The organism is Haloarcula sp. H-hyl2 (genome assembly GCF_056934385.1).
This window is the reverse complement of sequence record NZ_JBRIIJ010000001.1, coordinates 686243-712641: the sequence shown is the minus strand read 5'-3', so window position 1 is coordinate 712641 and position 26399 is coordinate 686243. Positions and strand designations below refer to the sequence as shown.

Here is a 26399-nt window from a genome sequence, read left to right as displayed (position 1 = left end):
TTCAGGTCCGACCGGCAGAGTGGCGGTTATCCCGCCAGCAAATGATAATACGTCTATATTTCTCTCCCCGGCGAACGTCTTGCTGGTGTGCAAACATGTCACAACCGCAGATAGACTCGAACCGTGAACTCGTCGAACGAGCTTACCAGGCATTCAACGACGGCGATATCGAGACAGTGAGGAGTTTCATGGCCGACGACATCGAATGGATCGAACCGGACGGCCTGACGTTCGGCGGAACACATCGGGGCGTCGATGCCGTGGTCGAGGACGTCTTCTGACCCACGCTGTCGCAACTGGACGACCTCGAACTGACGATCGAACGGATCGTCGAGGCAGGGGACACGATGGTCGTCCTCGGTCGAGCGACGGGCACAGCGACCGCGACTGGAACGGATCTGACGGCCCAGTTCGCACACGTCCACGACATCGCCGACGGGAGAATCGAACGGTTCACACAGTACACGGATACGTTCCGCTGGCGGGACGCGATCGAAGCCTAGGAAACACGAGAGACAGCCGACGGGCTACTGGAAGCCGATGCGACCGCTGCCGCCACGGCGCTGCTGTGGACTGGAGCCGCCACCCTTGAAGTCCTCCTCCATGCGCTCGTAATATTCGCGGATGTCGTCGGTCACGGTCGGACGGACGTTGTCCATGGCCTGCCGGAAGTGACGCATCTCGACCTCTTCGGCGTCGTCGGCCTCGCGCAGGGCCTCGATGGCCGCTTCGCGGGCGATCGACTCCAGATCGGAGCCGACGAAGCCGTCACTGATCTCGGCCAGTTCACGCAGGCTGACGTCCGGCGAGAGCGGCGTATCGTCCGTGTGGATCTTGAGGATCTGCTCGCGACCCTCGATGTCCGGTTCGCCGATCATCACCAGGCGGTCGAACCGGCCCGAGCGGATCAGCGCCGGGTCGATCATGTCCGGCCGGTTGGTGGCGCCGATGACCATGACGTCCTCCATCTCTTCGAGGCCGTCGAGTTCGGTCAACAGTTGGTTGACGACGCGCTCGGAGACGTTCGAGCCCATGTCGCCGCCGCGTCCGGGTGCCAGCGAGTCGAGTTCGTCGAAGAAGATCACCGTCGGCGCGACCTGCCGGGCCTTCCGGAAGGTCTGGCGGATGGCCTTCTCGCTCTCACCGACCCACTTGCTGAGCAGTTGCGGGCCACGGACCGAGATGAAGTTGGCGTCGGTCTCGTTGGCGACGGCTTTCGCCATCAGCGTCTTGCCGGTGCCGGGTGGCCCGTACAGCAGCACACCCGACGGTGGCGTGACGCCCATGCGCTCGAACTTCTCGGGGGAGTTCATCGGCCACTCGACGGCCTCCTGGACCTCCTGTTTGGCCTCCTCCAGGCCGCCGACGCTGTCCCAGGAGACCTTCGGCAACTCGACGAGGACCTCCCGCATGGCGCTTGGACTCACCTCGTTGAGCGCGCCCTTGAAGTCCTCGCGCTTGATGATCATCCGGTCGATGAGGCTCGGCGGGATGTCCTCCTCGTCCAGGTCGATCTCCGGGAGGTAGCGTCGCAGGGCCTTCATCGCGGCCTCCTTGGTCAGGCTCTCGATGTCGGCACCGACGAAGCCGTGGGTCTCGGTCGCCATCTTCGCGAGGTTGACGTCGTCCGAGAGGGGCATCCCGCGGGTGTGGATCTGGAGGATCTCCTCGCGGCCGACCTCGTCCGGGACGCCGATCTCGATCTCGCGGTCGAACCGGCCGGGGCGCCGGAGTGCGGGATCGACGCTGTCGACACGGTTGGTCGCAGCGATGACGATGACCTGGCCCCGCGATTCGAGGCCGTCCATCATCGTCAGCAGTTGCGCGACGACCCGGCGCTCGACCTCGCCGGTGACGTCTTCGCGTTTCGGTGCGATGGAGTCCAGTTCGTCGATGAAGATGATCGAGGGCGCCTCTTCGCTGGCGTCCTCGAAGATCTCACGTAGCTGCTGTTCGCTCTCCCCGTAGTACTTCGAGATGATCTCCGGCCCGGCGATAGAGAAGAAACTGGCCGAGGTCTCGTTGGCGACGGCCTTCGCCAGCAGGGTCTTGCCCGTGCCGGGTGGGCCATGCAACAGCACCCCCTGTGGTGGCTCGATGCCGAGTTTCTTGAAGATCTGGGGATGTTTCATCGGCAACTCGACCATCTCGCGGACCCGCTGGATCTCGTTCTGGAGCCCACCGATGTCCTCGTAGGTGATGCCGCCGCCGGTCTTCTCGAAGCCCGAGATCGGTTCCTCGCGGAGTTCGACCTCGGTGTCCTCGGTGATGAGACAGACGCCCTCCGGTTCGGTCTCGACGGCGATCAGGGGGATGGCCTGGCCGGGCGAGCGCATGAACGGGTGGTTCGTCGAGGACATCACCGGGACGATGTCGCGCTCGACGACCGGTCGCTTGAGGATCTGCCGTTTGACCATGCCGGCCGCGTCGGAGCCGAACTGCACCGACGCCTCCTCCGGAGGTGCCAGAACGAGCTTGTCCGCCTTCTCGGCGTCGGCCTTCCGGATGGTCACGCGTTCGCCGATGCCCACGTCGGCATTCTGTCGCGTGAAGCCGTCGATGCGGACGGTGTCGGTGTTCCAGTCCTGCCGGTCCGCGCGCCAGACCTTGGCCGCGGTGGTATCACTCCCCTCGATCTCGATGATGTCGCCGGGCGAGAGCTTGAGATGCAACAGCGTATCGGGGTCGAGCCGGGCGATCCCGCGCCCCGAGTCGTTCGGGTACGCTTTCGCCACTTCCAGTTGGACTTCGTTCATAGTAGAGTGAAGGTAGAGAGAACTCGGGTATCCCGGGAGATATGCTTTATGCTACCGGCGGGCAAATCGCGTGGCGACGGGTTTTTATGTGGCGTGCTACCACAGTTCAGTCGACGCGCAACGGCGCGGCGTTCTCGACCGCTTTCGCGTCGATATCGCCCCGTCGGAGTACCGTCGCGTCCCCCTCGTCCCCGGCCGCCAGCGAGAGGATGGTCGACGCGCGGGTCGTCCCCTGTGGTTCCCCCGCGAGGACGTAGTCGACGGCCTCCCCCACGTGTTCGATGGCAGTCTCGACCGTCACGAGCGTGTCGTCGTCGACGGTGCCGGACTGGTTGGCCGAGGTCATCGCCAGCGGCCCGTCGACGGCCGCGGCCAGATCGCGCCAGACGGGGTTCGAGAGACAGCCGATAGAGACGGTGCCGTCCATCGAGAGTCGGTCGTGGCGGTCGCCATCGGCCGCTTCGAGGACGATGTTCAACGGCCCCGGCCAGAACGCGTCGGCCAGCGCGTCGACGACCGCCGGATCAGGGTGGGTCCCGAACCGTCGCCAGTCGTCGGGATCACGCACGAACAGCGTCAGTGGCTTGTGCCTCGGGCGGTCCTTGATGTCGTAGACACGCTCGATGGCATCGGCATCGTGCGGATCGACGGTCAGCGCCATGTTGGTGTCGCTCGGCGCGACCACGACGCCGCCGTCGCGGATGCACTGCGCGGCAGTCTCGACAGCTTCGGGGGTAGAGTCCAGTATCGTCGACATACACGCCGTTCGCTGGGCAGCAGTGATGCCGGTTGCGGTCGTGTGAGGGTCACCCCCACAGCCGCCCGAAAGCCACCGACGGCTGCCGCCATCGCCGTGATTGATAAGGCTGGGTGCGATACCGGGGATATGGTCTTTCTCGTCCCCTTCGACGGATCGCCGCTCGCAGAGGCAGCACTCGACCGCGCGGTCACCTACGCCGCCGCCATGGACACCGACGTCGTCGCCGTCAGTTTCATCCCGACCGGCGCGGACTACGTCGAGCGACGCCGCCGCGTCGATCCCGACGAGGATTTCGCGGTCGAGACGGCGGCAAGCGACCTCCGCCGGAAGATCGAGGAGACGACCGACGACGCCGAATTGCGTTACGACGACGTCAGCGCACAGTCGGCCAGCGAACTCTCCGAGATGGTGAAACGCGTCGCCCGCGACGTCGACGCGACGGTCGTCTTCCTCGGGAGCGACGACGCGGACAACATCGTCGTCCCCATCGGCGAGGCCGCGGTCGACGACGCCTACGACGTCCACATCGTCCGCCGTTCCTGATACTGCAGGCTATCACTTCGTGAAGGATTTTGCCACTCTGGGGTGGCAAAAATCTTCACATGCTTATAGCCGGTAGTATGAGGGCTTTTTACTGCCCGGAGCGAGGGTCGAGCTATGCGAACACTCGCTTTCGACGGCCGGACCGGCGCCGCCGGCGACATGGTTCTGGGCGCCCTCCTGGCTGCCGGCGCCGACCGGAGCGCGCTGGCCCCGGTCATCGACAGCCTCAGCGTCGAGTACGCCGTCTCGACGGTCGACCGCAGTGGGATCAGCGCCACCCGCGTCGAGGTGTTACTGGACGAGAGGCCGGACGACGATGCTCACGGCCACGACCACACGCACGCCGAAGGCCACGGCCCGCACCGACACTACGAGGAGGTCGTCGACATCGTCGCGGGGATGGACCTCCCGTCGACTGTCGAATCGGACGCACTCGCCATCTTCGAGATCCTCGGGGAGGCCGAGGCGGCCGTCCACGGGACCGACCTCGCCGAGACCCACTTCCACGAGGTCGGTGCCGACGACGCCATCGCGGACGTGGTCGGTGCCTGCCTCCTTCTGGACGACCTCGACGTCGAGCGCGTCGTGACGACGCCGCTGTCGGCCGGCGGCGGCACCGTCGAGATGAGCCACGGCACTTACCCCGTGCCGACGCCCGCCGTCGTCGAGATCGCCGAGCGAGCGGACTGGTCGCTCCAGGGAGGCCCCATCGACGAAGAGCTCCTGACCCCGACCGGCGCCGCGATACTGGCACACCTCGCAGACGGCGTCCCGTCGCTGCCCTCGCTCCGGATCGAGCAGTCGGGCTACGGTGCAGGCGGACACGACTTCGAGGAGCGACCCAACGTCCTGCGTGCGACGGTCGGCGACGACGAGGGTCGCCTCCGGCGCGACGAGATCACCGTCCTGGAGACGAACGTCGACGACGTCCCGCCGGAGGTACTCGGGGACCTCCAGCGCTCGCTGGCCGAGGCGGGTGCCAGGGACGTCTCGATCCTCCCGGCCACGATGAAGAAGTCCCGACCGGGCCACCTCGTGAAGGTTATCTGCAAGCCCGAGGACGCCCAGCGGGTCGCTCGCCGCCTCGCCACCGAAACCGGGACGCTGGGTGTCCGCGAACACGGCGCCGGTCACCGCTGGGTGGCCGATCGCGAGATAGTGTCGGCGGACGTCGAGATCGACGGCGAGACCTACGCGGTCGACGTGAAGGTCGCCAGCGACGCCGAGGGCTCGGTCTTCGACGTCAGTGCCGAGTACGACGACACCGTCGCCGTCGCCGAAGCGACGGGCCTGTCGATTCGCTCGGTGATGGACCGAGCCGAGCGAGCGGTCCGGGACTGATCACGCCTCGTCGGCCGCGTCGTCGCGGTGTTCCGCCAGCGCCTCGGCGATGGTCAACTCGCCGACCGCGACCCGTCGGGCCAGCGTATCGCCGATAGCACGATTGGTATCGCTCTCCTCGCGCGAGCGGTCCTTGATGCGCTGGAGTTCGCCGGCGGTCGGGTCGATGTCGCGGCTCTGTATCTCCTCGCCCGCCAGTCGAGCGATGTTCACTGCTGCGAGCACGTCGCCCATCCCGCGGGCGCCGGTTCCGAGATACGGCGTCGTCCCAGTTTCGTCGACCAGTTCGATGGGGACGTCCTCGATGTCGTCGACGAGTCGTGAGCCCACGAGTCGGGCGCCGTCGCCGATGCGGACCACGGGCTCGACGGCGTCCGCGACCTCGCGGCTGACGACCTCTGGCGCCTCCGCGGCGGGGACCTGGAACGCCGCGACGACCATCTCGCCGTGGAGGACGGCGATACCCGGTCGCTCGCCAGGGTCGATACCGACGACGGTCCGGCCGCCCTCGCCCCGAAGTGTCGCCATGACCTCCTCGACGGCTCGTCGCGGTTCCTCGGGGTCCGCCTGGACCACCGGGACGCCCTCGGGGACCTCGACCCGTTCGCCCGCCGCGATAACTGCCACCGCCGTGTCCTCGGGCCAGGTGTCGCCCGGCTCGATTGTAGTGAATTCCGTCCCACGGTCCCGGAGCTCGTTGACCACGCCGTGGTACACCTCGAAGTCCTCCGTCGCGACGACGATCACGCCCGTAGTTGACCGGGAATCCACTTACGCGTGCCGGCGTCGGCGAGGGAGCAACGGAACCCTTTATTTCTGCCCGTCGAGACGTCCGTTCAATGCCGGTTCCCTCCATCGATCGAGCCGAAGCTACCGACCTGCGGTTCGGCGTCGCACTCGGCCTCTACGCGTGGTCGCTCGCTGCGACCGCCGCGACGCTGGCTCTGTGGCCACAGCGACCGCTCGATTCGACGACGTTCGCGCTGGTCCTCCTCGCGCCCGGACTCGTTTTCGTTCCCGCAGGCTGGCTCGCCACCAGGCGTCGGCCGGCGACCGCAGTCCGTCTCGGCGGGACGCGTGCTCGCTGGCTCACTACCGTTCCAGGAATCGTCGTCGCACTGCCCACCTACTTCGTACTGGCGGGTGGCACGAGGGGCTACACCATCCTCGTGTTCGTCACCGGGGCCGCGGTAGGAATGGTGGGATTCGTGCTGGTCACGATGTCCCGGACCAGATATACCCGATCCGTGACCGCTGGCCTGGACGTTCGAGCACGCTGGCGAGCGAGGTGGCCGGACAGGACAAGACGCCTGGTTCGAGCCGTCGGTGTCACGGTCGGGCTAGCCAGTCTAGCCGTCGGTGCGGTCGCGCGGTCAGGAATCATCGAACACACGGCCCAGTTGCTGTTCTGGACAGGCACGGGCTGTCTCCTGATCGGCCGGCCGCTGCGGTACGAAGCGACGACGGCAGGACTGGCCGTCGAGACGACGGCCGCGTGCACGCTCCGCCCCTGGTCGGACTTCGAGGGGTACTCGCGAACGACGGACGCGCTCGTGTTGCATCGCCCTTGGTACGTCGACCTGCGGTTCGCACTCGACGATCTGGAGGACCCCGAAACCGTCGAAGCGGTGCTCGCCCGACACGTGGAGACGTGATCTCAGACAGGTCGACCGGTTTTTATATTCTGGGTGAGAGCTTCCGGACAGATGTCTACAGTCGCCCTCGACCGCGCCGAACGGACCACCGACGGCGCGTTCGCACTCGCGCTGGGGTTCTACCTCGGACTGCTGGCAACAGCGCCGGTACTGGCGGCCGTCGTCCAGGGCGGCATCGGCGACGCAGGCGCCCTCTACGGCGTCGGTATCCTGACCCTCGCGGCAGTCACCACGCTCGGCTGGCTGGCGACCTGGCGCCGGACGGCGCTCGCAGTTCGGCTCGGGAGCTCTCGGGTGCGCTGGCTGCCCGCGGCGCTCGCAGGCGTCTACGGTCTTGGGTCGCTGTTGCTGGCCCCGACGTTCGGCGTCGTCGCGCTCGTCGCGTTCTTCTTCGGAGCCATCGCGGCGGTGGTGCCGGGCGCAGCGCTCGTGTTCGTCGCGCGGTCCCGTTACACCGACACCGTGCTGGCCGGTGCGACCGAGTACGAGTCGTTCACCGCCGGCTGGCCCGACCGCGCACGGAACCGGCTCGTCCTAACGATGGCACCGGTGTTCGTCCTGGGCCTGGCGTGTCTGGGCGCAGTGTTCTGGTTCGAACACGTCGGCTGGCTCGTGATCGTCGGGCAGCTCCTGTTGCCGGTCTCGACGATGCCGTTCAACCGGACGAACGCCCACACGTACACGCTCAGCGACGCCGGGGTCGGCCGCTCCATCGCGTTCGGGAGAACAGTATACACGTGGGACCGCTTCGAGTCCTACAGCACGACAGACGACGGTATCGTGCTGCACCGCCGGTGGGACCTCGACATGCGGTTCGCCCGCGACGAGATCGACGACGTCGAGGCCGTCGTCGCGACCATCGACCGCTTTCTCCCGCGGCGCGAGTGAGAAGTGGTGTTTACTGTAGCAGTCAAGAGTTCCCAGAGCCAGAAAGCCCCCGCGTTCTCGGCTCCCGCGACTCGCTGCGCTCCAGTAGGTGCTTGCGTCGTCGGGGTTCGCCGAGAACGCGGCCCCTTTCAGCCCCACCCAGCTCGGTTGACCAACCGGCTACGGGTGGGGCTGAAAGGGGCGGCTGGCTGAACGATGGCGGCCGACGCAAGCACCTACTGGAGCGCAGCGAGGCCCCCGAGTTCAGCCAGCCGGGGCTTTCTGGCTGTTTGTAGTCGAATTTGCGTACCTAAACACTACGGGTGAGAGTTGCGAGCGTTTTTATCCGGACACGACCAACCCATGTCCGTGAGCGATTACGTCTCGACCGGCTGCGAGCCGGTCGACAGCCTGCTGGACGGGGGGCTAGAACGGGGGGCCGTCACACAGGTGTACGGTCCGCCAGCGGCCGGCAAGACGAACCTCGCGCTGTCTGCGGCCATCGAGGTCGCGGCCGCGGGCGACGTGGCTCTCTACATCGACACGGAAGGGCTCTCGGCGGCCCGGATGGAACAGATCGCGGCGGGCCGCACCGACGGGACCGACCAGACCGTCGACGACCTCGCTGGGCGGCTCATCGTCACCGAGGCGCTGGACTACGACGAGCAGAGCGAGGCCGTCCAGGACGCAGCGGAGTTCGCCGACGAGGTCGAACTGATCGTCGTCGACAGCGCGACGGGGTTCTACCGGCTCCGCAGGGACGACGGTGACGGCGGCGAGACGTTGCGGGACGTCGCCCGCCAGATCACGCACCTGCTCTCGCTGGCCCGCAAACACGACCTGGCCGTCCTCTTTACGAACCAGGTCTTCACCGACCCGGACAGCGACCGCTCGTCGGCGCTGGGCGGGCACACGCTGAACCACTGGTCGGGTGCCATCCTCCGACTGGAGCGGTTCCGTGGCGGGAACCGCCGGGCGACGCTGGAGAAACACCGTGCGAAACCGGCCGGCGGGACCGCCCAGTTCCGTATCACCGACGCGGGGCTGGCCGGGACGGAGGACGCGGGCACCGAGTCGTTGCGGTAGCCACGCCTGACGACCGCTACATCAGACTGTCGAGGTCGTCGGAGGCGTACTCGTCGACGTCGGTGGTGTTGGCCTCCTGTGCGGCGGCCTCACTGGCGCGCTCCATGAACTCGTCGACGCGCGTCGAGCGTTCGACGCCCGAGAGCAGGACGAGCGCGGCGATCTTGTCCGAATCCAGCGGGAAATCACCGCCACGGACCTCCATGCTGCCGGTCTCGTCCTCGAGCCAGCGCCGTGCCCGTTCGATCCCCTTCCGGGAGAGGCGTTCGGGGTCGCCGGCGATGACCAGCAGCGCCGACTCCGCTTCGACGGCGTTCGGGAGGCTCATGCTCGACAGCAGTGCCGACCGTGTGACACTCGTGATCGCGTTGATGTTCTCGCCGGCATCCTCGCTGGCCGGTGCGCTGGCGTAGCCCAGCGCGGCGATGCCGCCGCCACGGAGCGTGTTGATGATCTCCGAGGAGTCGACGACGCTCTCACCGACCCCCTCGACGGCCTCGCCGGAGGCCAACAGGAGGCCGACGCGCTGGGAGATAGCGTCGTTGATGCGTTCGTAGCCGGCGGCGACACTGTCTCCGCTGGATCGCCAGGCGTCGTTGTCCACGAGGAGGAGGGCGTCGGCCTCGCGGGCACAGGTCTTCAGTGACCGGCCGGCGTTGATCTGGTACAGTGCTCCCTCGTCACGGCCGGGGAGGATGCCGAGCACGTAGACGGGGATGTCGTAGATGCGCTTGAGTTCCCGGGTGAGCATCGGCGCGCCACCGGAACCGGTGCCGCCGCCCAGACCGGCGACGACGAAGATAGCCTCGGCTTCGGTCGTCAGGCGGCCGCCGAGGTCGTCCATCACCTCGGTGGCGTTCTCCTGCATGATCTGGGCGCCGAGTTCGTTGTCACCGCCGACGCCGTGACCCTTCACGCGGTCCTGGCCGATCAGTATCGTGTCGATATCGAGGTTCTGGAGGTCTGCACGTGCAGTGTTGACCGCTACCGCACCACAGATGGCGTCGAACCCCATCTGGTAGTCGAATTCGGCGAGGGCCTGGCTGACCTTCCCGCCAGCCTGGCCGACGCCTATCAGGGCGACCTGCATACGAGAACAGTCGAAAGGACAACTAATCAACGTTGTCCTGCGGGCCCTACTCGACCGAGAGGGCGTAGATCCGCTTTCGCGCGTCGGAGAAGGAGAACCGCGAGTCGACGACGCCGACGTCCTCCAGTCGATTGAGCGCGTAGCGGACGGTCCGGGGCGGTAACATCGTCTCCTCTGCCAGCTGACTCTGGGTCAGCGTGCCGTTGTACTCCAGGACCTTCGCGACGAGTTTCGCGCTCGGGGGCAGCTCCTGAACAGCCTCCCAGCCGGTCGCGTTCGTCTCCTCGGTTGCCTCGACGTGCGTGGTGTCTGGTGCACTCATGATACCGTCCCTATCGGATACAGCGTGATAATATTTGCTGTTCTGATTTATGTCCCATAGGTATGTTTCGGCAAATCCTGCCTGGCCGCGTCGCCGTCCCCCGAAAGTTTACGACCACGACCCTCGCTGTATGGGGTGTGGACGAAGTAGAGGTCAGCACGGTCGTCTACGTGCCGCCAGAGGAGATCTACGAGTTCCTCCTGGACTTTCCGGGGTACGCGCGGTACTCGGAGTACATCGACCGCGTCGAACAGGACGGCGACGGGACGCCGGGGACGCGCTACGACCTCGTGTTCTCGTGGTGGAAGCTCTCCTATACCGCCCGCTCGGAGGTGACCGAGGTCGACCCGCCGACACGGATCGACTGGCGGATCGTCAAGGACATCGACGCGGAGGGGTACTGGGCGGTCGAACCAGACCCCGAAGACGTACCCGCGGATGTCGAGGACGCCTCACGTGTCGTCCTCCGGATCGCGTTCGACCCGGATTCTGCCTCGTCGGACGCCGTCGACCTGCCGCGACTGGTCTCGATGGAGTGGGTCATCGAGAAGGTGAAACCGCTCATCCAGAAGGAGGCACAGCGGATCGTCGAACGGGTGGTCGCGGATATCGAGGGGCAACGGCGTGACGTAGACCTGGAGATCCGGACCGGTCCCGACTCGGTCTGAGGCTACTCCGGCGTCTCGTAGTTACCGCCGTAGCGCATGAAGAAGTAGGCCATGCCCAGCGTGGCGACGAGGACGAACGACGTCGCGACGCCCAGTGTCTTCGCGCTGCCGGGGACTTGTGGCGGGCCGGACGAGCCACCGCTACTGCCGCTGCTCTGGGTCGGGTAGTCGGTCCCGACGACGATCGATCCCTTCATCTGGAGCCCCTCGTGGGGCGAACAGTAGTAGTTGTAGATACCGTCTTCTTCGAAGGTGTGCTCGTAGTTGACACCGCTCGAAGCGACCGAACTCCCCGAGTCGAGCGTGTCACCGTTGGCCTGGACGACGTTGTGACCGCCGCCGTTGCCGGTCCACTCCCACTGGACCGTCGCGCCGTTGTCGACGTGGATGGCCGCCGGGCCGAACCCGTAGGCGCCGCCGTTGGCTTCGACACCGACCTGGACTGTCGCCGAGTCCTGGCCGGTGGCGTCGGTGACCGAGCCGTCGAAGTTGCCGACCTGGTCCAGGTACCCACCGAAGTCCGGCGGGCCGCCACCGCCGCCTCCGCCGCTGTCGGTGCCCTCTTCCTGTGCAACAGCGGTTCCTGCAGCGGCCGATGCTGCCGTGGCCCCCGCGGCCGTCTGCAGGAAGGCCCGACGAGACACGTCTGCACTACCGTCTGTCATACGCGGACTGTTAGAGGGTCCCCGTCCTGAATATGTCGGTTTGGAGCCGGCACCCGCCGCCGTTTCCCCAACGGTTTTCCAGGCCGATCGCATAGCGCTCCCGATGAATCAAACGGACCGCGCTGTCGACGCCATGCCGCGATCACGGGAGATGCCGATGCTCGGGCTGGGTACCTGGCAGAACGACGACCCACAACAGTGTGGGGAGAGCGTACAGACCGCGCTCGAGGTCGGGTACCGGCATATCGACACGGCGCAGGCCTACGGCAACGAGGCCGCCGTCGGTGACGGTATCGCGGCCGCCGACGTGGCCCGCGAGGACGTCTTCCTGGCGACGAAGGTCTGGACGTCGAACCTGGCCTCCGACGACGTGCACGCCTCGGTCGAGGACAGCCTCGCTGATCTGGGCGTCGACAGCGTCGACCTGCTGTACGTCCACTGGCCGTCGGGCGCCTACGACCCCGAGTCGACCCTGGCAGCCTTCGACGAACTGTACGACGAGGGCGCCATCGACCGGGTCGGTGTCTCGAACTTCGAGCCACACCACGTCGAGCGCGCGATGGATGTCCTCGACGCACCCCTCTTCGCCAACCAGGTCGAGATGCACCCGTTCCTCCAGCAGCGGGAACTGCGATCCCACGCCGCAGAACACGACTACGAACTGGTCGCGTACTCCCCGCTGGCTCGCGGCGAGGTGTTCGGCCACGACGTGCTAGCCGACATCGCCGCGGCCCACGACGTCAGCGAGGCCCAGGTCAGCCTCGCGTGGCTCCGCGAGAAGGGCGTCACCGCCATCCCGAAGGCGACCGGCCGGGACCACATCGCCGACAACTTCGAGAGCGCCGGGCTGTCCCTAGCCGACGACGAGATCGCCCGCATCGACGACATCGAACGGGTGGACCGTCGGATCAACCCCGACTTCGGACCCGACGCCTGGGACTGATCGTAGGTCCTGTCTTCGCCACCGGGGGAACCGCGAAGGAGCCTCAAAACTTTAACGCTGGTGGGGCCAAACCTCCGCGTATGTCTGTCGGGAGTCAGGGGGTCGTCGGGGGCGTCCGCATCGACCTGAAGCGGTTACACGAGACCTGGATGGAGCTCGTCTACCCGCGACAGCGCAACGCGGGCGATACGGTGCTGGGTACCTGGACCCCCGATTCACAGCTCGGTATGCTATTGTATCGACTCTGGTCGGGGCTGGGCGTCCCGGTTATCGCACTGCTGTATCCGCTCGTTCTGTTCGGTGTCGTCGTCCGCTATCAGGCCCGGCGCATCGACGGTACGGCGGCTCGACTGGGCGTCATCGGCGTCGTCCTGCTCTCGCTGGTCGTCTGGGGCGGGCTGACAGCGCTGGCGCGGTTCCAGTTCGACCTCGCGACGGGCGAACTGGCCGCCGTCGCGGCCGCCGGCGGTGTCGCGACCGTCTCGGCGGCCCTGGCAGTCGGCACGCGCTCGGTCGGCGGACGCGTCACGACTGTCCTGCTGGCCTATCCGTTCGCCGTGACCGCCATCTTCCTGCCGCCGGTCGTCGCGGCGCTGTACTCGACTGCCGCTCCCCAGGTCGCGCTCTCCGTGAGTGACACGCTCTCGCGGTGGCTCCTGTTCGACGTACTCGGCCGGAACAACGCCGTCGCGCAGTTCTTCATCGAGAACTTCGAACGCCAGGGACTGGCCTACGTCCTCATCTGGTTGGGGATCTCGGTGCCGCTGGGCTGGCTGCTCGGCGGCCTGGTGACACTCGCGGACCTGGTCCGACCGAAGGGCTGATCGCCAGTCGGACCGACCGCGACAGTTACAGTCCTCTGGTCCTAACCGACGACTGCCATGGAATTCGACGAAATCAAGACGGGTGTGGCGTTTCTCGTCCTGTTCGGCGTCCTCGCAGTCGGGACGTTCATGAGCCCGATGACGACGAGCACCGTGATGATGGTGATGGGCGGCCTGCTCGTGTTCGGCGTGCTGACGCTTCTGCTTGGCGTCAAGCACGGCGAGTACCGCGCATCACACTGAGACCTACAGCAGTTCCGCCGTAACGTCGCTCGGCCGGATCATCCGTTCTTCCGGGACCGACTCCGCTGTCGCGACTGCCACGTCACCCACCTCGTCGCTGTCTCGCCCCAGCAGTACCGTCCCGCCGACACGCATCGGGGCGAGCACGCCAGCGACGAGCGCCCCCGCAGTGGTAACCGGCGCTCGCAGCGCGACGGTCGTCCCCTCCTCGATATCGTACTCGGCGGCGACGCGCTCGCTCGCGGCCAACAGCGCGCCGTGCGTGAACGTCTCCGATCCCGCCAGTGCCGGGTCCTGGGGGGTGAGTTCGGCCGGTGGCGCCAACGGGTTCTCGCTCCACAGTTCGCGCTCGAACTGGGCGACGGTCGGGTCGTCGCTGGGACCGCCGTAGGCCAGCGCCTTCGTCCCCGGCCCGAGTTCGTAGCGGTCGAGCCACGCCGCGGGCGCGACCAGCGCCGTCGCGTCGACGGCACCCGGCGGGTCCATGTCCACGACCGCGCCGTCCAGCGCCGCCGCGAGGAACGCCAGCACGGCGTCCGGGGTGTCCCGTAGATAGCCTGGTTCGTCGTCCTCGGCAGGATCCTTGGGCCCGGCGACGACTGCCACGCGCATCCCCTCGCGGACACCATAGTGACGCAGGAGATTCCCCCCTTTCCAGACGTTCGTCGCGAAGTCGTGGTAGCTGTAGGGCGCACTCCGCTCGGGCGAACTGAACAGCACGCCGTCGTGCTCGCGGGCCGCTGCGACGAGGTCTCCGAGTGTCTCCATGACCAGAAGTTGGTCCCGCGCGGGCAAAAACCGGCCGGAAACCACAAAGCGGATTTGCGACGGCCGAGCGGTCCCGCTATGGACGACCAGGACCGCGTCGCCGCCTTCGTCGACGAGCACGACCTCGAAGCCCCACCTGCCTACCGACTGCTGGACCTGGCCTCGGAACTGGGCGAGGTCGCCAAGGAACTCAACGAGTCGACGGCCTACGGGGGCGACCCCGACGCGGCCGCTGTCGCCGAAGACGAACTCGGCGATACGCTGTTCGCGCTGCTAGCGCTGTGTGCCGAACTCGACGTGGACGCCGGCGATGCGCTCGACACCGCCCTAGAGAAGTACGAATCCCGTCTCGACGGCGCGGAGACACCTGCGAGCGGTGAGTGATTCCTGCGAGCGCTACGCCGCTCCCGCACTACAGCGAGTTCTTCAGTTTCTCGAAGAAGCCCTCCTCGACCTCGACCTCCTCCCCGCCAGCCTCGGCGAACTGTTCGAGGGCCTCCTTCTGCTCGCTGTTGAGCGAGTCCGGCGTGACGACCTGGACCTGGACGTAGAGGTCGCCCTTCCCCCGCCGGCGGAGGCGTGGCATCCCCTTGCCTTCGAGGCGGAACACCTCGCCGCTCTGGGTGCCACTGGGGACGTCGACCTCGACGTTGCCGTCCAGCGTCGGCACCGTGATGGTGTCCCCGAAGACCGCCTGTGGGAACGAGATCGGATGCTGGTGTGAGAGGTCGTCACCCTCGCGCTCGAACTCCGGGTGGTCCCGGACGGTGACCTCGATGAGCAGGTCGCCGTTGGGCCCGCCGCGTTCACCCGGCGCACCCTCGCGTTCCATCCGGAGGCTCTGCCCGTCGGCGATGCCGGCCGGAATCTCGACCTCCAGGCTCGCCTCGTTGTTGACGACGCCGTTGCCGCCACAGGTCGAGCACGTCTCGTCGTACAGCGTGCCGTCGCCCTCGCACCGACGACAGGTCGTGGTCTGCTGGACCCGCCCCATCGGCGTCTGCTGGACCCGCGTGGTCTGGCCCTGGCCGTTACACTCCGGACAGGTCTGGGAGTCCGCTCCCGGCGGGTGGCCCTTCCCGTCGCAGTCGTCACACTGCTCGGGTCGGGTGACGGTCAACTGCTTGGTCGCGCCCTCGTAGGCCTCTTCGAGGTCGATCTCCATCCGCGTCTGGAGGTCCTGGCCCTGCCGGGGTCGGTTGCCACCGCCGCGACGGCCGCCACCGCCGCCGAAGAACTGGTCGAAGATGTCCTGCATGTCGAAGCCGCCGGCGCCGCCGAACGGGTCGCCCCCCATCCCGCCGCGGCCGCCGGCCCCGCCGCCTGCGCCACCGCGCTTCTCGGCCTGCTCGAAGCGCTCGTGGCCCATCTGGTCGTACATCTGGCGTTTCTCCTCGTCGGTCAGTACCTCCTTTGCCTTCTTTGCCTGCTTGAACTTCTCCTCGGCGTTGGGGTCGTCGCTGACGTCGGGGTGGTACTCCCTGGCTTTCTCCCGGTACGCCTCCTGGATCTCGTCCTCGGAGGCGTCTCGCGAGACGCCCAGTATCTCGTAGAAATCCTGGCTCATTCGTTATTGGAGGTGTATACGATTGACGTACTTGAAAAGAACGGGTCCAGGATCGCCGGCTACTCGGTCCGCACGGAGAGGTTGTCGAACGCTGCGGCGACATCCGGGCCCGAAAGCGCCGTGAGCGTCCGTAGCTGGACCCTGACCGGTCGGGTCGTCCAGTCGAGAGTGGTCTGATACTGCCACGATTCACCATCGAGGCTGCCCGTTGCTGCGGATGGTGAGGTAGATAGCGTGAACGACGCCCAGTCTGTTTCGGGGGACCGCGTGACGGTCGACCAACCAGTCACGCCACCGTCGGTATCCCACTCCTGGACCTGAAATTTGCTTTCGACTGCGGTGGGGCTGACTGTCACTTTCGCCCGTGATTCTGTATCCACCAGTCCCAGACTGAAGACGCTCCTGCGAACGTCATCGGAGACCTTCCTGGCATCGACTTCGGCGGTTACACGTCCGCAGAATACCGCCTCAGTCAGGAGGACGGACTCGAAGTCGCTGCTTTGGGCCCGCATCAGGACGCCGTGATCGCCGGAGCGTGCGTACTCGGTCGTCCGCTCGACACGATGCCCGCCGGTCCGGAACTGGTCTTCGAGCGGCTGCTCGAACCCAGAGTCGAGTGCCGACCGACACTGCGGCGTCGGTTCGGCCGTGGGCTCGGATGAGGCAGTCGGTTCCGCTTCGGGGGTCGTGTCGGTAACAGTCCCGGCAGTTCGCTGTGACTGCCCGTTCGAACGATCGGTGGGCCCCGATTCGAATTCGAGATGTATCTCTCCTGTCGGTTCGGAGACGTACTTCGCGAGGCCAGCCAGGCCGACACCGCCGATACCGGCGAGGACTGCCCGCCGGGTTCGGTTCCCCCCAACCATGCCGGAACGATGGGTAGACGCTCGGAAAAACCCCCCTGTCAGTGGAATACTTTACACCTGGTCGTCTAGTGTCAACAGAAGGCACTTACGCCGAGGAGCACACGATGGTTTCGAACACCCCACCGGACGACACCGCCGACACGCACGGAGACCACGAACACGGGACAGCGGCGAGGTCGGAACACGACGAGACCGTTGGTCCCCACGAACACGGGAGACACGGAGACAACAATGGACAGCAGCCCCACAACGGACAGCGAGACCACGGCGGACATGAATCTCACGGCGGGATGCACGAGGGACACGAGCAACTGTTCCGGCGGCGGTTCTTCGTCTCGACGCTCCTCTCGATTCCGGTGCTCCTCTACAGTCCCACGCTCCAGGCGTGGCTGGGCTTCTCCGTCCCGACAGTCCCTGGAAGCGAGTGGATCACCCCCGTGTTCGCGGTCGTCGTCTTCGGGTACGGTGGGGTACCGTTCCTCCGGATGGCCGTCCCCGAACTCCGGGACCGTTCACCGGGGATGATGACCCTCATCTCGATGGCGATCACCGTCGCGTTCGTCTACAGCCTCGCGAGTGTCGTCTTCCCCACGCAGTCGGCGTTCTTCTGGGAACTGGTGACACTGATCGATATCATGCTGCTGGGCCACTGGGTCGAGATGCGGTCGGTGCGCCGGGCTTCCAGCGCGCTCGACGAACTGGCGAAACTGCTGCCGGATACCGCCGAGCGCCTCACCGAAGCGGGTGACATCGAGGCGGTCCCGGTGAGCGATCTTACAGAGGGAGACCTCGTCCTGGTACGGCCCGGCGCGAGCGTCCCCGTCGACGGCGTGGTCACGGAGGGGAGCTCGGAGGTCGACGAGGCGATGATCACCGGGGAATCCAGACCCGTCTCGAAGGAACCGGGCGAGGAGGTCATCGGTGGGACGGTCAACGGTGACGGGAGCCTCCGCGTTCGTGTCGGCGCGACCGGTGACGAGACGACCCTCGCCGGCATCATGCGACTCGTCGAGGAGGCCCAACAGAGCAGGTCACGGACGCAGGTGCTCGCGGACCGGGCGGCCGGGTGGCTGTTCTACGTGGCTGTGGGGGCTGCTGCTGTGACCGCGGTCGCCTGGACTATCGCGACGACCTTCGATGCGGCCGTCGTCGAACGCGTGGTCACCGTGCTGGTCATCGCCTGTCCCCACGCGCTGGGTCTCGCGATCCCACTGGTCGTCGCGATCAACACGTCGCTTGCGGCACGGAACGGGATACTCGTCCGTGACCGGATCGCGATGGAGCGAGCCCGCGAACTCGACACGATCGTGTTCGACAAGACCGGGACGCTCACCGAGGGTGAGCACGGTGTCGTCGGGATCGCGACCGTCGAGGGAGTCGACGAGGAGCAGGCACTCTCACTCGCCGCGTCGGTGGAAGGCGATTCCGAACACATGATCGCACGCGCTATCCGACAGGAGGCAACGGAACGCGGGATCGACGCCCCCAACACGACCGACTTCGAGGCGATGAAAGGACGGGGCGTCCGGGCGACTGTCGACGGCCAGGAGGTGTACGTCGGCGGCCCGAACCTCCTCGAACACCTCGATACCACCGTCCCGGCCGACCTTGCGGCCTTCGCCGACGACGCCGGCGAGAACGCCCAGACGGTCGTGTATCTCGTTCGCGAGGGGGAGCTGCTCGCGGCGTTCGCGATGGCCGACGTGATTCGCGAGGAGAGCTACGCTGTCGTCGACGCACTGCACGACATCGGTATCGAAGTCGCGATGCTGACGGGGGACTCGCGGGATGTCGCCGAAGCAGTCGCCGACGAACTTGGGATCGATACCGTCTTCGCCGAGGTACTTCCCGCGGACAAGGACACGAAGGTCCAGGAACTCCAGGACCAGGGGAAGCTGGTCGGGATGGTCGGTGACGGCGTGAACGACGCGCCGGCGTTGGCCCGGGCGGACGTGGGCATCGCAATCGGGAGTGGGACCGACGTGGCCGTCCAGTCGGCTGACGTTATCCTCGTGCAGAACAACCCGATGGACGTCGTCCGACTCGTGAAACTCAGCACAGCGAGCTACCGGAAGATGCAGGAGAACATCGTCTGGGCCGCCGGCTACAACGTCTTTGCGATCCCACTGGCGGCGGGTGTACTGGCCCCGATCGGAATCCTCCTCTCGCCGGCGGTCGGGGCCCTGTTGATGTCCCTGAGCACGGTCATCGTCGCGATCAACGCACAGCTACTGCGGCGTGTGGATCTGTCGCTGCCGATCCTCTCCGACGTTTCACCGCCGAGTGAGCCCCGGGTGACGGGCTGAGCGGCCGCTACAGTGACGAATCGATTCCTACATCGTCGCCACTGGAACGTTCGTCCACGAAGCGAGCGCCCCCGCCGGACCGGGGAGCTTATTTCGGAGCCTGCGGACTACCGAACGATGACAGCGCGACCGTCGGCGACGCGGGGGGCGATCACGGCCGAACGGCTGGCTATCTGGGGCCTGGCGGTGCTCGCCATCGCAGGGCTCGCAGCGCTGGCCGTCGGGCCGGGCGCGGACCTGCGGACCTCGGCGCCGGACGTCACTTTCGCGACAGCTTTCGACGCGGAAACCGGGTCGGTAACGCTGACCCACGACGGCGGCGACCGCCTCACCGACACCGCTACTCGCTCGCTGGCCGTAGTCGTCACCGACGCTGGCCGCAACACCTCGACGACGGTGACCTGGGCCGACAGGGATGGGCTCCCAGTCGCAGCGGGCGACTCGTTCACCGTGGACGACCCGCGCGTCGACAGCGACGACGACGGCGACTACCTCGACGGCGACGCCTCGGTCGGATTCTACCTCGAAGCCGGAGACACTGTCGCCGTCGTCTGGACCGGTCGCCCCGTCGGCGCACCCGACGAACGGACGGTGATCCTCGACGAGACGACCCTGTCGGCCGACAGCAGCTGAACCTCTCGGGAACCCTACTGGAACGCAGTTCTGCGAATCTTTACAGCCGTCTGTGCCGTCAGTTCACATATGTCGACCGACGAACGCTACCGTGAGTGTCTCCCGCTCGCCGACCTGACGGCCGACTCTCCACAACTGATCCAGATGGAGGGGCGATCTATCGCCCTGTTCCACCACGAAGACACCGTCTACGCCGTCGACAACCGCTGTCCGCACATGGGATTCCCCCTCGCGAAGGGGACCGTCGACGACGGCCTCCTGACCTGTCACTGGCACCACGCCCGGTTCGAGTTGGCCTGTGGCGACACGCTCGATCCCTGGGCCGACGACGTCCAGACGTTCCCGGTCGAGATCCGTGACGGTACCATCTACATCGATCCCGACCCCGATCCGGACGTCCCGCCCGAGACCCACTGGCGGAACCGACTCGTCGACGGGATGCAGGAGAACCTCGATCTGGTGACCGCCAAGGCCGTCATCAATCTCGACGACCTGCGTGAGGGGTTCGCGACGCCCGTCGAGAAAGCCGTCGAGTTCGGCACGCAGTACCGGGCCAGCGGATGGTCCAGCGGGCTGACGATCCTCGGCGCGATGGCGAACCTCTACGACGACGTCGGCCACGGCGAGAAACTGCGTGCGATGTACGTCGGCGTCAGCGAGGTCGCCGACGACTGCGCCGGCGAGGCTCCGCGGTTCCCACAGTACGAACTCGGCAACAGCGACCTCTCGAAAGCCCGCCTGAAATCCTGGTTCCGCGAGACCTGCGAGGTCCGTGACAGCGACGGCGCCGAGCGCTGTCTCCGGACCGCCGCGGCCGTCCTCCCGCCCGAAGACGTCGTCGAGATACTGTTGGCTGCGGCCACGGACCACCTCTACCTGAACACCAGTCACACGCTCGACTTCGTGAACAAGGCCGTCGAGACGCTGGACCACGTCGGCTGGGACCACGCCGAGGACGTGCTCGCGTCGACCGTCGACCAGTTCACCGACGGAACCCGCAGCGAAGAGCGGTCACAGTGGCGCCAGCCCGTCGACGTGGCCGCGCTCTGTTTCGACGCCCACGACGCGCTGGAGGACCTCGTCGCGGCCGGCCAGGGTCGAACCTGGGACCGCCCGGACGGTTTCGTCGAGACGCTGCTGGCCGACGACCCCGACGTCGTCGTCGACGCACTCCGGGACGCCATCCGTGACGGGGCGACAGCCGAGCAGTTGACCCGCGCCGTCGCGCTGGCGGCGACCCGCCGGGTCGCCCAGTTCGCCACGAGCAACGAGTTCGCCGACTGGAACACGGTCCACCACACGTTCAGCTACGCCAACGCCGCCCACGCGCTGGCGGCGCGTACGGACGCTGTCGAGGCCTACCGGCCCTGCTTCGACGGCGCGATGTCGGTCTACCTCGACCGGTTCCTCAACACGCCCCCGGCACCGCTGCCGGAACCCGGCGACTCCGAGCGCGACCCTGTCGACGTCCGTGCGGACCTGCTGGCGACGTTCGACGAACAGGGCCGTGTGAACGACGCCGGCCGACTCGTTAGCGAGCACTTCGACGCCGGCGGCGACGTGGCTGCCTTGAAACAGACACTCGGCGAGGGCCTGCTCCGCGAGGACGCCGGCTTCCACACGCTCCAGAACGTCGAGGCGACGTTCCGCCAGAGCGAGTTCGCCGAGACCGACTTCGAATGTCGGCTACCGCTGATCGCGACCGCTCGCTACATGGCCGCTCACTTCCCGACCCGCCGCGAGCGCGAACAGACGTTCACCATCGCGAACCGGCTGTTCCACGGCGAACAGATACACGGCGACGACGCGTAGCCGCCAGCCTGCGCCGGGTTACAGAGACGCAAGGAGAATGCCTGGTCCTTTAGGGCCAGGATGAACCCGACACGACTCTCTGTGAACCACGTTGTCCCGATACGACTGGATATTCCACGTCTGGAATCCATGATTTCAAGTCGGCTTGTCTACATAGGGTATGTATGGCGAATCAGGTCGTCACCCGCACCTATACTGCCTCCATCAGGAACCAGTCACAGGTGTCTGACGACCTCGATTCGCTCGGGTTCGCCGCCTCGAAACTCTGGAACGTCGGCCGGTGGACGTGTGACCGCATCTGGTCCGAGACCGACCACATCCCTGGTCACAACGAACTCACCGCGTATCTCAAGAGCCACGAACGCTACGATGACCTCCATTCTCAGTCAAGCCAGCGCGTTCTTCAAGAACTCGCTGAGGCGTTCAACGGCTGGTACGGCAAACGACGCAACGGAGATACACGAGCGAACCCGCCCGGCTACCGCAAACACGGCGATGAACACCCACGAAGCACGGTCACCTTCAAAGCCGCTGGCTTCAAACTCGACAGCAAATACGGTCGCGTCCGACTTTCCAAGGGGTCGAACCTCAAGGACTACTGGTCGGATTTCATCCTCTGTGAATACCAGACCCAGCCCGACGTTGACCTCTCCACTGTCGAGAGTGTCCAACAGGTACGGGCTGTCTGGACGGGTGACGAATGGGAACTGCACTTCCTGTGCAAGGTCGAGATAGAACGTGCTGAAACGCCTGGCGAGAAGACCGTGGGTATTGATCTTGGCATCAACAACTTCGCAGCCCTCGCCTACGAGGACGGTCACGCCGAGCTGTATCCGATGAACTGTCTGAAGCAGGACGACTACTACTTCAGCAAACGGATCGCTCGGTGTGACGACTCGACCTCCGAGCAAGCCACGCGGCTACACCAGAAGAAGTCGGCTCGTCGAACCCACTACTTCCACACGCTCTCGAAACACATCGTTGACCGGTGTGTGGACGAGGGTGTTGGGACGATCGTGGTCGGTGACCTCTCCGGCATTCGTGAGGACGACGAGGCCGATGAGGTGACAGATTGGGGACCACACGGCAATCTCGATCTGCACTCGTGGGCGTTCGACCGGTTCACTGACCTACTGACCTACAAGGCAGAAAAAGAAGGTATCGCGCTGGAAAAAGTCCCAGAACGCGCTACGTCAAAGACGTGTTCGCATTGTGGCCAGGAACGTGATGGGAACCGGGTTGAACGCGGGTTGTACGTCTGCGATGAGTGTGAAACGGTAGCGAACGCAGACGTGAACGGCGCTGAGAACATCCGACAGAAAGTATCTCCGAGTCTCGCCTGTGACGGGGGAGATAGGAGTAACGGCTGGTTGGCACAGCCATCGGTGTACCTGTTCGACTCAGAGAGCGGCCGCTTTGCACCGCGAGAACAGGCTACGTCGTAAACCACAATATCCCACCGGCGGTCGGGATTCCCGCGTCTTCAGGCGCGGGAGGATGTCAATGCCAGACCAGTTCGAGGTTGTCGACCGCCAGTTCGATGGGGTGTCCGTTCCCCCAGGCGTTGGCGGCGACGGCCACGTATACTTCCGACCCGAAGAGGGTCGACGGGATGTCAGTGCGCTTCTCGGTGTCGTCCACAGCGGCTCGAAGTTCTCCCTCGTCGGTTCGAAGCGAGAGTTCACTCCACTGCCCGGTCGACAGCTGCGGCGCGAGTTCGAGTGTCGTCAGTGGATTGTCTGTCGTCGCGTCCTCCCAGACACGTACCTGCGTCGTCTCGTAGTAGTCGCTCAGCAGCACCTGGACCTCGGAGGAACTCTGTGCGTCTATCACCGCGAAGGTGACGTTGTTCTCCGGCCCCTCGTCGACGAGGGGTCGCACTGCCACGCTCGCGTCGACTGGTGTCGAGACAGCCGACGCTGTCGTGATCTGTGCCCGCGAACTCGTCCCGGGACTCGACGAGAGCACCAGTGACTTCGACCCCTCGCGAGCGACAGTGTCTGTAACGGCTGGGGTCGGCGCCGCGGACTGACTGGTGTCACTGATCGAATCTGGGACCGAGTCCCCCTCGAACGTCACCGATTGCCTGTTCTGTGAGCCCAGTATCGAGCAGCCGGCGAGTCCGGCCGCACTCGTACCAGCTATCCCCCGAAGTACCGTTCGTCGTCCCACCATATGCTGCGTGGACGTTCTCCCGACCCGGATTTATACTCTTCTATCGACGATGAATTTGTACATTACTTCGTGAATATTCTGGAGGACTGAGCCGAACGATGCTGTCCCTGTACGTGCCGGCCGAACAGCCGTAGACACGCGCCGACACAAAGCGGTCTCCGTCGACCAGCGTTACTCGCGTCCTCGAGGAAGCTCCCGCTGGTCGCGTTCCGACTCACCGTGAATCGGAGATTCACTGGCCCCCGCCCACTCCGTTCGCGGAGGCACCGGAAGACGTGCTCACTTCGTTGCGCGCGACTTCCGAGCAGGCGACTTGGACTCGTCTTTGCAGTCCTCGTCCTCTTCGAAAAACTCACTACGGTCGTTTTTCGAAACACCGATAGACTCGCTGTGCTCGTCTATCGAGCCGACGAGAACGACGACGAGTAACGCGAGGAGTCGTCGTTCTCGTCGACGTCCTCAGAAATCTTCGATTTCTGACGGGCTCAGGAAGACGACTCGTCGTCGTCCTCAACGTCTTCGAAGTCGGCGTCGACGTACTCCTCGCCCTGGCCGGCCCCAGCGCCCGGACCGGCACCGCCGGGACCTGCTGCGCCGCCCGGTCCAGCGCCAGCGGCACCGCCTGCCGCACCGCCGGCGGCCTGCTGGGCCTGGCCCTCGTACATCTGCTTGCCGATCTCCTGGAGTTCCTCCGAGAGGGCTTCGGTGACTTCTTCGTAGTCCTCCTTCGTCGCGTCCTCGTCTTCGAGGGCCTCCTCGACGTCCTCGATCTTGGCTTCGATGTCCTCGATCAGGTCCGCGTCGATCTCCTCCTCGTTCTCCTCGATGAGGGTCTCGGCACGGCGGATCGACGCTTCGGCCTCGTTACGGGCCTCGATGCGCTCACGGCGCTGTTGGTCCTCTTCCTGGTGCTGTTCGGCTTCCTCCTGCATCTCCTCTATCTGCTCGTCAGAGAGCCCAGCGCCGCCCTCGATGGTGATGTCTTCCTTGTTGCCTGAACCCTTGTCCTCGGCTTCGACGTTGACGATGCCGTTCTCGTCGATGTTGAACGTCACCTCGATCTGGGGCGTTCCCGCCGGCGCCGGCGGGATGCCGGTCAGCGAGAACGCGCCGAGCAGTTCGTTCTCCTCGGCAATCTCACGTTCGCCCTGGAAGACGCGGATCTGGACCTGCGTCTGGTTGTCCTGGGCGGTCGTGAAGATCTTCGATTCCTCGGTCGGAATCGTGGTGTTCTTCTCGATGAGCCGTTCGAACAGGCCGCCCTTGACCTCGACACCGAGCGAGAGCGGCGTCACGTCCAGCAGGACGATGTCGTCGACATCGCCCGAGAGGACGCCACCCTGGATCGCCGCACCCAGCGCGACGGCCTCGTCAGGGTTGACGTTCTTCTTCGGGGACTGGCCAGTCATCTCCTCGACCTGCTCCTGGACCTGTGGCATCCGGGTCGAGCCGCCGACGAGGATGACCTCGTCGATGTCGCCCTTGTCGTAGCCGGCGTCCGAGAGCGCCTGCTCCGTCGGGCCGACCGTCCGCTGGATGAGGTCCTCGGTCAGCGATTCGAACTTCGCACGGGTGAGCTTGCTCTCCAGGTCGAGCGGGCCGTCGTCGGTCGTCGCGATGAACGGCTCGTTGATCCGTGTCTCCTTGCGCGAGGAGAGCTCGATCTTGGCCTCCTCGGCGGCCTCGGTCAACCGCTGGAGGGCCTGTCGGTCCTCGCGGAGGTCGATGCCGTGTTCGTCCTCGAACTCGTCGGCGAGGTAGTCGATGATCGCCTCGTCCCAGTCGTCGCCACCGAGGCTGTTGTCCCCGTTCGTGGCGACGACCTCGTAGACACCGCCGCCGAGGTCGAGAATAGAGACGTCGAAGGTCCCCCCACCGAGGTCGTAGACGAGCACCGTCTGGTCGGACTCGTCGTCCAGCCCGTAGGCCATCGCCGCGGCCGTGGGCTCGTTGACGATGCGTTCGACCTCGAAGCCGGCGATCTCGCCGGCGTCCTTGGTCGCCTGGCGCTGGCGGTCGTTGAAGTACGCGGGGACCGTGATGACCGCCTTCTCGATGTCGTCGCCGAGATACTCCTCGGCGTCGCGCTTGATCTTCTGGAGGATCATCGCCGAGACCTGCTCGGGCGTGTACTCCTCGCCGTCGAGCGTGACCGTGTAGTCGTCTTCGCCCATGTGGCGCTTGATCGACTGGATGGTCTGCTCGGGGTTCTTGACCGCCTGATTCTTCGCGGGCTTGCCGACAAGCCGTTCGCCGTCGTCGAACGCGACGACGGAGGGTGTCGTGCGTTCGCCCTCGGCGTTGACGATGATTTCGGGGTCGCCACCTTCCATGACCGCGAACGCGCTGTTCGTGGTCCCAAGGTCGATACCCAGAATCTTGTTGCTCGCCATCTTACACGCTTCTACCGGATTGGGCCGGTTAAAAGTTGCTAGATGGGTCGACGGGAGAACTGTACGGAGTGGGCTTCTGTGTCCAGAATTCTCCGATTCTGCGAGCAGGTACCGGA

25 protein-coding genes and 1 pseudogene are annotated in these 26399 nt (G+C 65.8%); 15 read left to right on the top strand and 11 right to left on the bottom strand.

Features of this window, described 5'->3' with window-relative positions:
- The first annotated feature begins 41 nt into the window (after window positions 1-41).
- A pseudogene (locus tag Hhyl2_RS03755) lies at window positions 42-503 on the top strand (nuclear transport factor 2 family protein).
- Between the two features lie 24 nt (window positions 504-527).
- On the opposite strand, the gene Hhyl2_RS03750 reads toward Hhyl2_RS03755, so the two are convergent.
- Both Hhyl2_RS03750 and Hhyl2_RS03745 read right to left on the bottom strand, forming a co-directional pair.
- Window positions 528-2756, bottom strand: coding sequence for a CDC48 family AAA ATPase (locus Hhyl2_RS03750; RefSeq protein ID WP_483549392.1), 2229 nt, complete (start codon window positions 2754-2756; stop codon window positions 528-530).
- Between the two features lie 106 nt (window positions 2757-2862).
- A complete protein-coding gene (locus Hhyl2_RS03745) occupies window positions 2863-3513 on the bottom strand; it encodes an L-threonylcarbamoyladenylate synthase (protein WP_483549391.1) in 651 nt (216 codons plus the stop codon).
- A 129-nt stretch (window positions 3514-3642) separates the two neighbouring features.
- Here Hhyl2_RS03745 and Hhyl2_RS03740 point away from each other — a divergent pair, with 129 nt between their 5' ends.
- Window positions 3643-4059 carry a universal stress protein gene (locus Hhyl2_RS03740; RefSeq protein WP_483549390.1) on the top strand — a complete coding sequence of 139 codons (417 nt, stop codon included), beginning with the start codon at window positions 3643-3645 and terminating at the stop codon, window positions 4057-4059.
- 114 nt (window positions 4060-4173) lie between these two features.
- Window positions 4174-5400: a nickel pincer cofactor biosynthesis protein LarC gene (gene larC / locus Hhyl2_RS03735; protein ID WP_483549389.1), complete on the top strand. Its 1227-nt coding sequence runs from the start codon at window positions 4174-4176 to the stop codon at window positions 5398-5400.
- Here the strand turns inward: larC and Hhyl2_RS03730 are convergent, their stop codons facing one another.
- Window positions 5401-6147, bottom strand: a complete 747-nt coding sequence (locus Hhyl2_RS03730) for a hypothetical protein (protein WP_483549388.1) — start codon at window positions 6145-6147, stop codon at window positions 5401-5403.
- Between the two features lie 92 nt (window positions 6148-6239).
- On the opposite strand from Hhyl2_RS03730, the gene Hhyl2_RS03725 reads away from it, so the two are divergent.
- The 3 genes from Hhyl2_RS03725 (at window position 6240) to radB (ending at window position 9008) form a co-directional block, all read left to right on the top strand.
- Window positions 6240-7055 (top strand): hypothetical protein, encoded by an 816-nt coding sequence (locus tag Hhyl2_RS03725; protein ID WP_483549387.1) that lies wholly within the window; start codon window positions 6240-6242, stop codon window positions 7053-7055.
- 51 nt (window positions 7056-7106) lie between these two features.
- Window positions 7107-7943, top strand: a complete 837-nt coding sequence (locus Hhyl2_RS03720; protein ID WP_483549386.1) for a hypothetical protein — start codon at window positions 7107-7109, stop codon at window positions 7941-7943.
- Window positions 7944-8291: 348 nt separating this feature from the next.
- Entirely contained in the window at window positions 8292-9008 is a 717-nt protein-coding gene (gene radB / locus Hhyl2_RS03715; protein WP_483549385.1) for a DNA repair and recombination protein RadB, read from the top strand.
- Window positions 9009-9024: 16 nt separating this feature from the next.
- Here radB and Hhyl2_RS03710 read toward each other — a convergent pair whose 3' ends face one another.
- Window positions 9025-10098 (bottom strand): tubulin/FtsZ family protein, encoded by a 1074-nt coding sequence (locus Hhyl2_RS03710; RefSeq protein WP_483549384.1) that lies wholly within the window; start codon window positions 10096-10098, stop codon window positions 9025-9027.
- A gap of 46 nt (window positions 10099-10144) precedes the next feature.
- Window positions 10145-10420, bottom strand: coding sequence for a winged helix-turn-helix transcriptional regulator (locus Hhyl2_RS03705; RefSeq protein WP_483549383.1), 276 nt, complete (start codon window positions 10418-10420; stop codon window positions 10145-10147).
- Window positions 10421-10557: 137 nt separating this feature from the next.
- Between Hhyl2_RS03705 and Hhyl2_RS03700 the strand changes: the two genes are divergently transcribed.
- Entirely contained in the window at window positions 10558-11088 is a 531-nt protein-coding gene (locus Hhyl2_RS03700; protein ID WP_483549382.1) for an SRPBCC family protein, read from the top strand.
- A gap of 2 nt (window positions 11089-11090) precedes the next feature.
- Here Hhyl2_RS03700 and Hhyl2_RS03695 read toward each other — a convergent pair whose 3' ends face one another.
- Window positions 11091-11753 carry a halocyanin domain-containing protein gene (locus Hhyl2_RS03695; RefSeq protein WP_483549381.1) on the bottom strand — a complete coding sequence of 221 codons (663 nt, stop codon included), beginning with the start codon at window positions 11751-11753 and terminating at the stop codon, window positions 11091-11093.
- Between the two features lie 151 nt (window positions 11754-11904).
- Between Hhyl2_RS03695 and Hhyl2_RS03690 the strand changes: the two genes are divergently transcribed.
- From Hhyl2_RS03690 to Hhyl2_RS03680, 3 genes are all read left to right on the top strand, one after another.
- Window positions 11905-12696, top strand: coding sequence for an aldo/keto reductase (locus Hhyl2_RS03690; protein ID WP_483550547.1), 792 nt, complete (start codon window positions 11905-11907; stop codon window positions 12694-12696).
- A gap of 80 nt (window positions 12697-12776) precedes the next feature.
- Complete coding sequence (locus Hhyl2_RS03685; RefSeq protein ID WP_483549380.1) at window positions 12777-13520, top strand: hypothetical protein; 744 nt, start codon at window positions 12777-12779, stop codon at window positions 13518-13520.
- A gap of 57 nt (window positions 13521-13577) precedes the next feature.
- On the top strand, window positions 13578-13763 hold the full coding sequence (locus tag Hhyl2_RS03680) for a DUF7333 family protein (protein ID WP_483549379.1): 186 nt from the start codon (window positions 13578-13580) through the stop codon (window positions 13761-13763).
- A 3-nt stretch (window positions 13764-13766) separates the two neighbouring features.
- Here Hhyl2_RS03680 and Hhyl2_RS03675 read toward each other — a convergent pair whose 3' ends face one another.
- Window positions 13767-14531, bottom strand: coding sequence for a hypothetical protein (locus Hhyl2_RS03675; RefSeq protein WP_483549378.1), 765 nt, complete (start codon window positions 14529-14531; stop codon window positions 13767-13769).
- A gap of 78 nt (window positions 14532-14609) precedes the next feature.
- Between Hhyl2_RS03675 and Hhyl2_RS03670 the strand changes: the two genes are divergently transcribed.
- A complete protein-coding gene (locus Hhyl2_RS03670; protein WP_483549377.1) occupies window positions 14610-14915 on the top strand; it encodes a MazG nucleotide pyrophosphohydrolase domain-containing protein in 306 nt (101 codons plus the stop codon).
- 28 nt (window positions 14916-14943) lie between these two features.
- On the opposite strand, the gene dnaJ is transcribed toward Hhyl2_RS03670, so the two are convergent.
- Together dnaJ and Hhyl2_RS03660 are read right to left on the bottom strand one after the other, a co-directional pair.
- Window positions 14944-16098: a molecular chaperone DnaJ gene (dnaJ, locus tag Hhyl2_RS03665; protein ID WP_483549376.1), complete on the bottom strand. Its 1155-nt coding sequence runs from the start codon at window positions 16096-16098 to the stop codon at window positions 14944-14946.
- A 59-nt stretch (window positions 16099-16157) separates the two neighbouring features.
- Window positions 16158-16964 carry a hypothetical protein gene (locus Hhyl2_RS03660; protein ID WP_483549375.1) on the bottom strand — a complete coding sequence of 269 codons (807 nt, stop codon included), beginning with the start codon at window positions 16962-16964 and terminating at the stop codon, window positions 16158-16160.
- A 290-nt stretch (window positions 16965-17254) separates the two neighbouring features.
- Between Hhyl2_RS03660 and Hhyl2_RS03655 the strand changes: the two genes are divergently transcribed.
- The 4 genes from Hhyl2_RS03655 to Hhyl2_RS03640 all read left to right on the top strand — a co-directional run bounded on the left by Hhyl2_RS03655 (window position 17255) and on the right by Hhyl2_RS03640 (window position 23160).
- Window positions 17255-19270 carry a copper-translocating P-type ATPase gene (locus tag Hhyl2_RS03655; RefSeq protein ID WP_483550546.1) on the top strand — a complete coding sequence of 672 codons (2016 nt, stop codon included), beginning with the start codon at window positions 17255-17257 and terminating at the stop codon, window positions 19268-19270.
- A gap of 117 nt (window positions 19271-19387) precedes the next feature.
- Window positions 19388-19903 (top strand): hypothetical protein, encoded by a 516-nt coding sequence (locus Hhyl2_RS03650; protein ID WP_483549374.1) that lies wholly within the window; start codon window positions 19388-19390, stop codon window positions 19901-19903.
- Between the two features lie 69 nt (window positions 19904-19972).
- On the top strand, window positions 19973-21715 hold the full coding sequence (locus Hhyl2_RS03645) for a Rieske (2Fe-2S) protein (RefSeq protein ID WP_483549373.1): 1743 nt from the start codon (window positions 19973-19975) through the stop codon (window positions 21713-21715).
- Window positions 21716-21879: 164 nt separating this feature from the next.
- Entirely contained in the window at window positions 21880-23160 is a 1281-nt protein-coding gene (locus tag Hhyl2_RS03640) for an RNA-guided endonuclease InsQ/TnpB family protein (protein ID WP_483549372.1), read from the top strand.
- A 55-nt stretch (window positions 23161-23215) separates the two neighbouring features.
- Here Hhyl2_RS03640 and Hhyl2_RS03635 read toward each other — a convergent pair whose 3' ends face one another.
- Both Hhyl2_RS03635 and dnaK read right to left on the bottom strand, forming a co-directional pair.
- The gene (locus Hhyl2_RS03635) at window positions 23216-23890 is read right to left on the bottom strand and encodes a hypothetical protein (protein ID WP_483549371.1); all 675 of its coding nucleotides are present in this window, start codon (window positions 23888-23890) and stop codon (window positions 23216-23218) included.
- Between the two features lie 485 nt (window positions 23891-24375).
- On the bottom strand, window positions 24376-26283 hold the full coding sequence (dnaK, locus tag Hhyl2_RS03630; protein WP_483549370.1) for a molecular chaperone DnaK: 1908 nt from the start codon (window positions 26281-26283) through the stop codon (window positions 24376-24378).
- Window positions 26284-26399 lie beyond the last annotated feature (116 nt).

Excerpts from the sequence above, each read along its gene's own strand:
- Hhyl2_RS03660 (WP_483549375.1), bottom strand. The coding sequence starts at position 16,964 with ATGGTTGGGGGGAACCGAACCCGGCGGGCAGTCCTCGCCGGTATCGGC.
- dnaJ (WP_483549376.1), bottom strand. The coding sequence starts at position 16,098 with ATGAGCCAGGATTTCTACGAGATACTGGGCGTCTCGCGAGACGCCTCC.
- larC (WP_483549389.1), top strand. The coding sequence starts at position 4,174 with ATGCGAACACTCGCTTTCGACGGCCGGACCGGCGCCGCCGGCGACATG.
- Hhyl2_RS03690 (WP_483550547.1), top strand. The coding sequence starts at position 11,905 with ATGCCGATGCTCGGGCTGGGTACCTGGCAGAACGACGACCCACAACAG.
- Hhyl2_RS03685 (WP_483549380.1), top strand. The coding sequence starts at position 12,777 with ATGTCTGTCGGGAGTCAGGGGGTCGTCGGGGGCGTCCGCATCGACCTG.
- Hhyl2_RS03695 (WP_483549381.1), bottom strand. The coding sequence starts at position 11,753 with ATGACAGACGGTAGTGCAGACGTGTCTCGTCGGGCCTTCCTGCAGACG.
- Hhyl2_RS03680 (WP_483549379.1), top strand. The coding sequence starts at position 13,578 with ATGGAATTCGACGAAATCAAGACGGGTGTGGCGTTTCTCGTCCTGTTC.
- Hhyl2_RS03745 (WP_483549391.1), bottom strand. The coding sequence starts at position 3,513 with ATGTCGACGATACTGGACTCTACCCCCGAAGCTGTCGAGACTGCCGCG.
- Hhyl2_RS03640 (WP_483549372.1), top strand. The coding sequence starts at position 21,880 with ATGGCGAATCAGGTCGTCACCCGCACCTATACTGCCTCCATCAGGAAC.
- Hhyl2_RS03720 (WP_483549386.1), top strand. The coding sequence starts at position 7,107 with ATGTCTACAGTCGCCCTCGACCGCGCCGAACGGACCACCGACGGCGCG.
- Hhyl2_RS03670 (WP_483549377.1), top strand. The coding sequence starts at position 14,610 with ATGGACGACCAGGACCGCGTCGCCGCCTTCGTCGACGAGCACGACCTC.
- Hhyl2_RS03750 (WP_483549392.1), bottom strand. The coding sequence starts at position 2,756 with ATGAACGAAGTCCAACTGGAAGTGGCGAAAGCGTACCCGAACGACTCG.
- Hhyl2_RS03725 (WP_483549387.1), top strand. The coding sequence starts at position 6,240 with ATGCCGGTTCCCTCCATCGATCGAGCCGAAGCTACCGACCTGCGGTTC.
- Hhyl2_RS03705 (WP_483549383.1), bottom strand. The coding sequence starts at position 10,420 with ATGAGTGCACCAGACACCACGCACGTCGAGGCAACCGAGGAGACGAAC.
- Hhyl2_RS03710 (WP_483549384.1), bottom strand. The coding sequence starts at position 10,098 with ATGCAGGTCGCCCTGATAGGCGTCGGCCAGGCTGGCGGGAAGGTCAGC.
- Hhyl2_RS03645 (WP_483549373.1), top strand. The coding sequence starts at position 19,973 with ATGTCGACCGACGAACGCTACCGTGAGTGTCTCCCGCTCGCCGACCTG.
- Hhyl2_RS03655 (WP_483550546.1), top strand. The coding sequence starts at position 17,255 with ATGCACGAGGGACACGAGCAACTGTTCCGGCGGCGGTTCTTCGTCTCG.
- Hhyl2_RS03675 (WP_483549378.1), bottom strand. The coding sequence starts at position 14,531 with ATGGAGACACTCGGAGACCTCGTCGCAGCGGCCCGCGAGCACGACGGC.
- Hhyl2_RS03635 (WP_483549371.1), bottom strand. The coding sequence starts at position 23,890 with ATGGTGGGACGACGAACGGTACTTCGGGGGATAGCTGGTACGAGTGCG.
- dnaK (WP_483549370.1), bottom strand. The coding sequence starts at position 26,283 with ATGGCGAGCAACAAGATTCTGGGTATCGACCTTGGGACCACGAACAGC.
- Hhyl2_RS03650 (WP_483549374.1), top strand. The coding sequence starts at position 19,388 with ATGACAGCGCGACCGTCGGCGACGCGGGGGGCGATCACGGCCGAACGG.
- Hhyl2_RS03740 (WP_483549390.1), top strand. The coding sequence starts at position 3,643 with ATGGTCTTTCTCGTCCCCTTCGACGGATCGCCGCTCGCAGAGGCAGCA.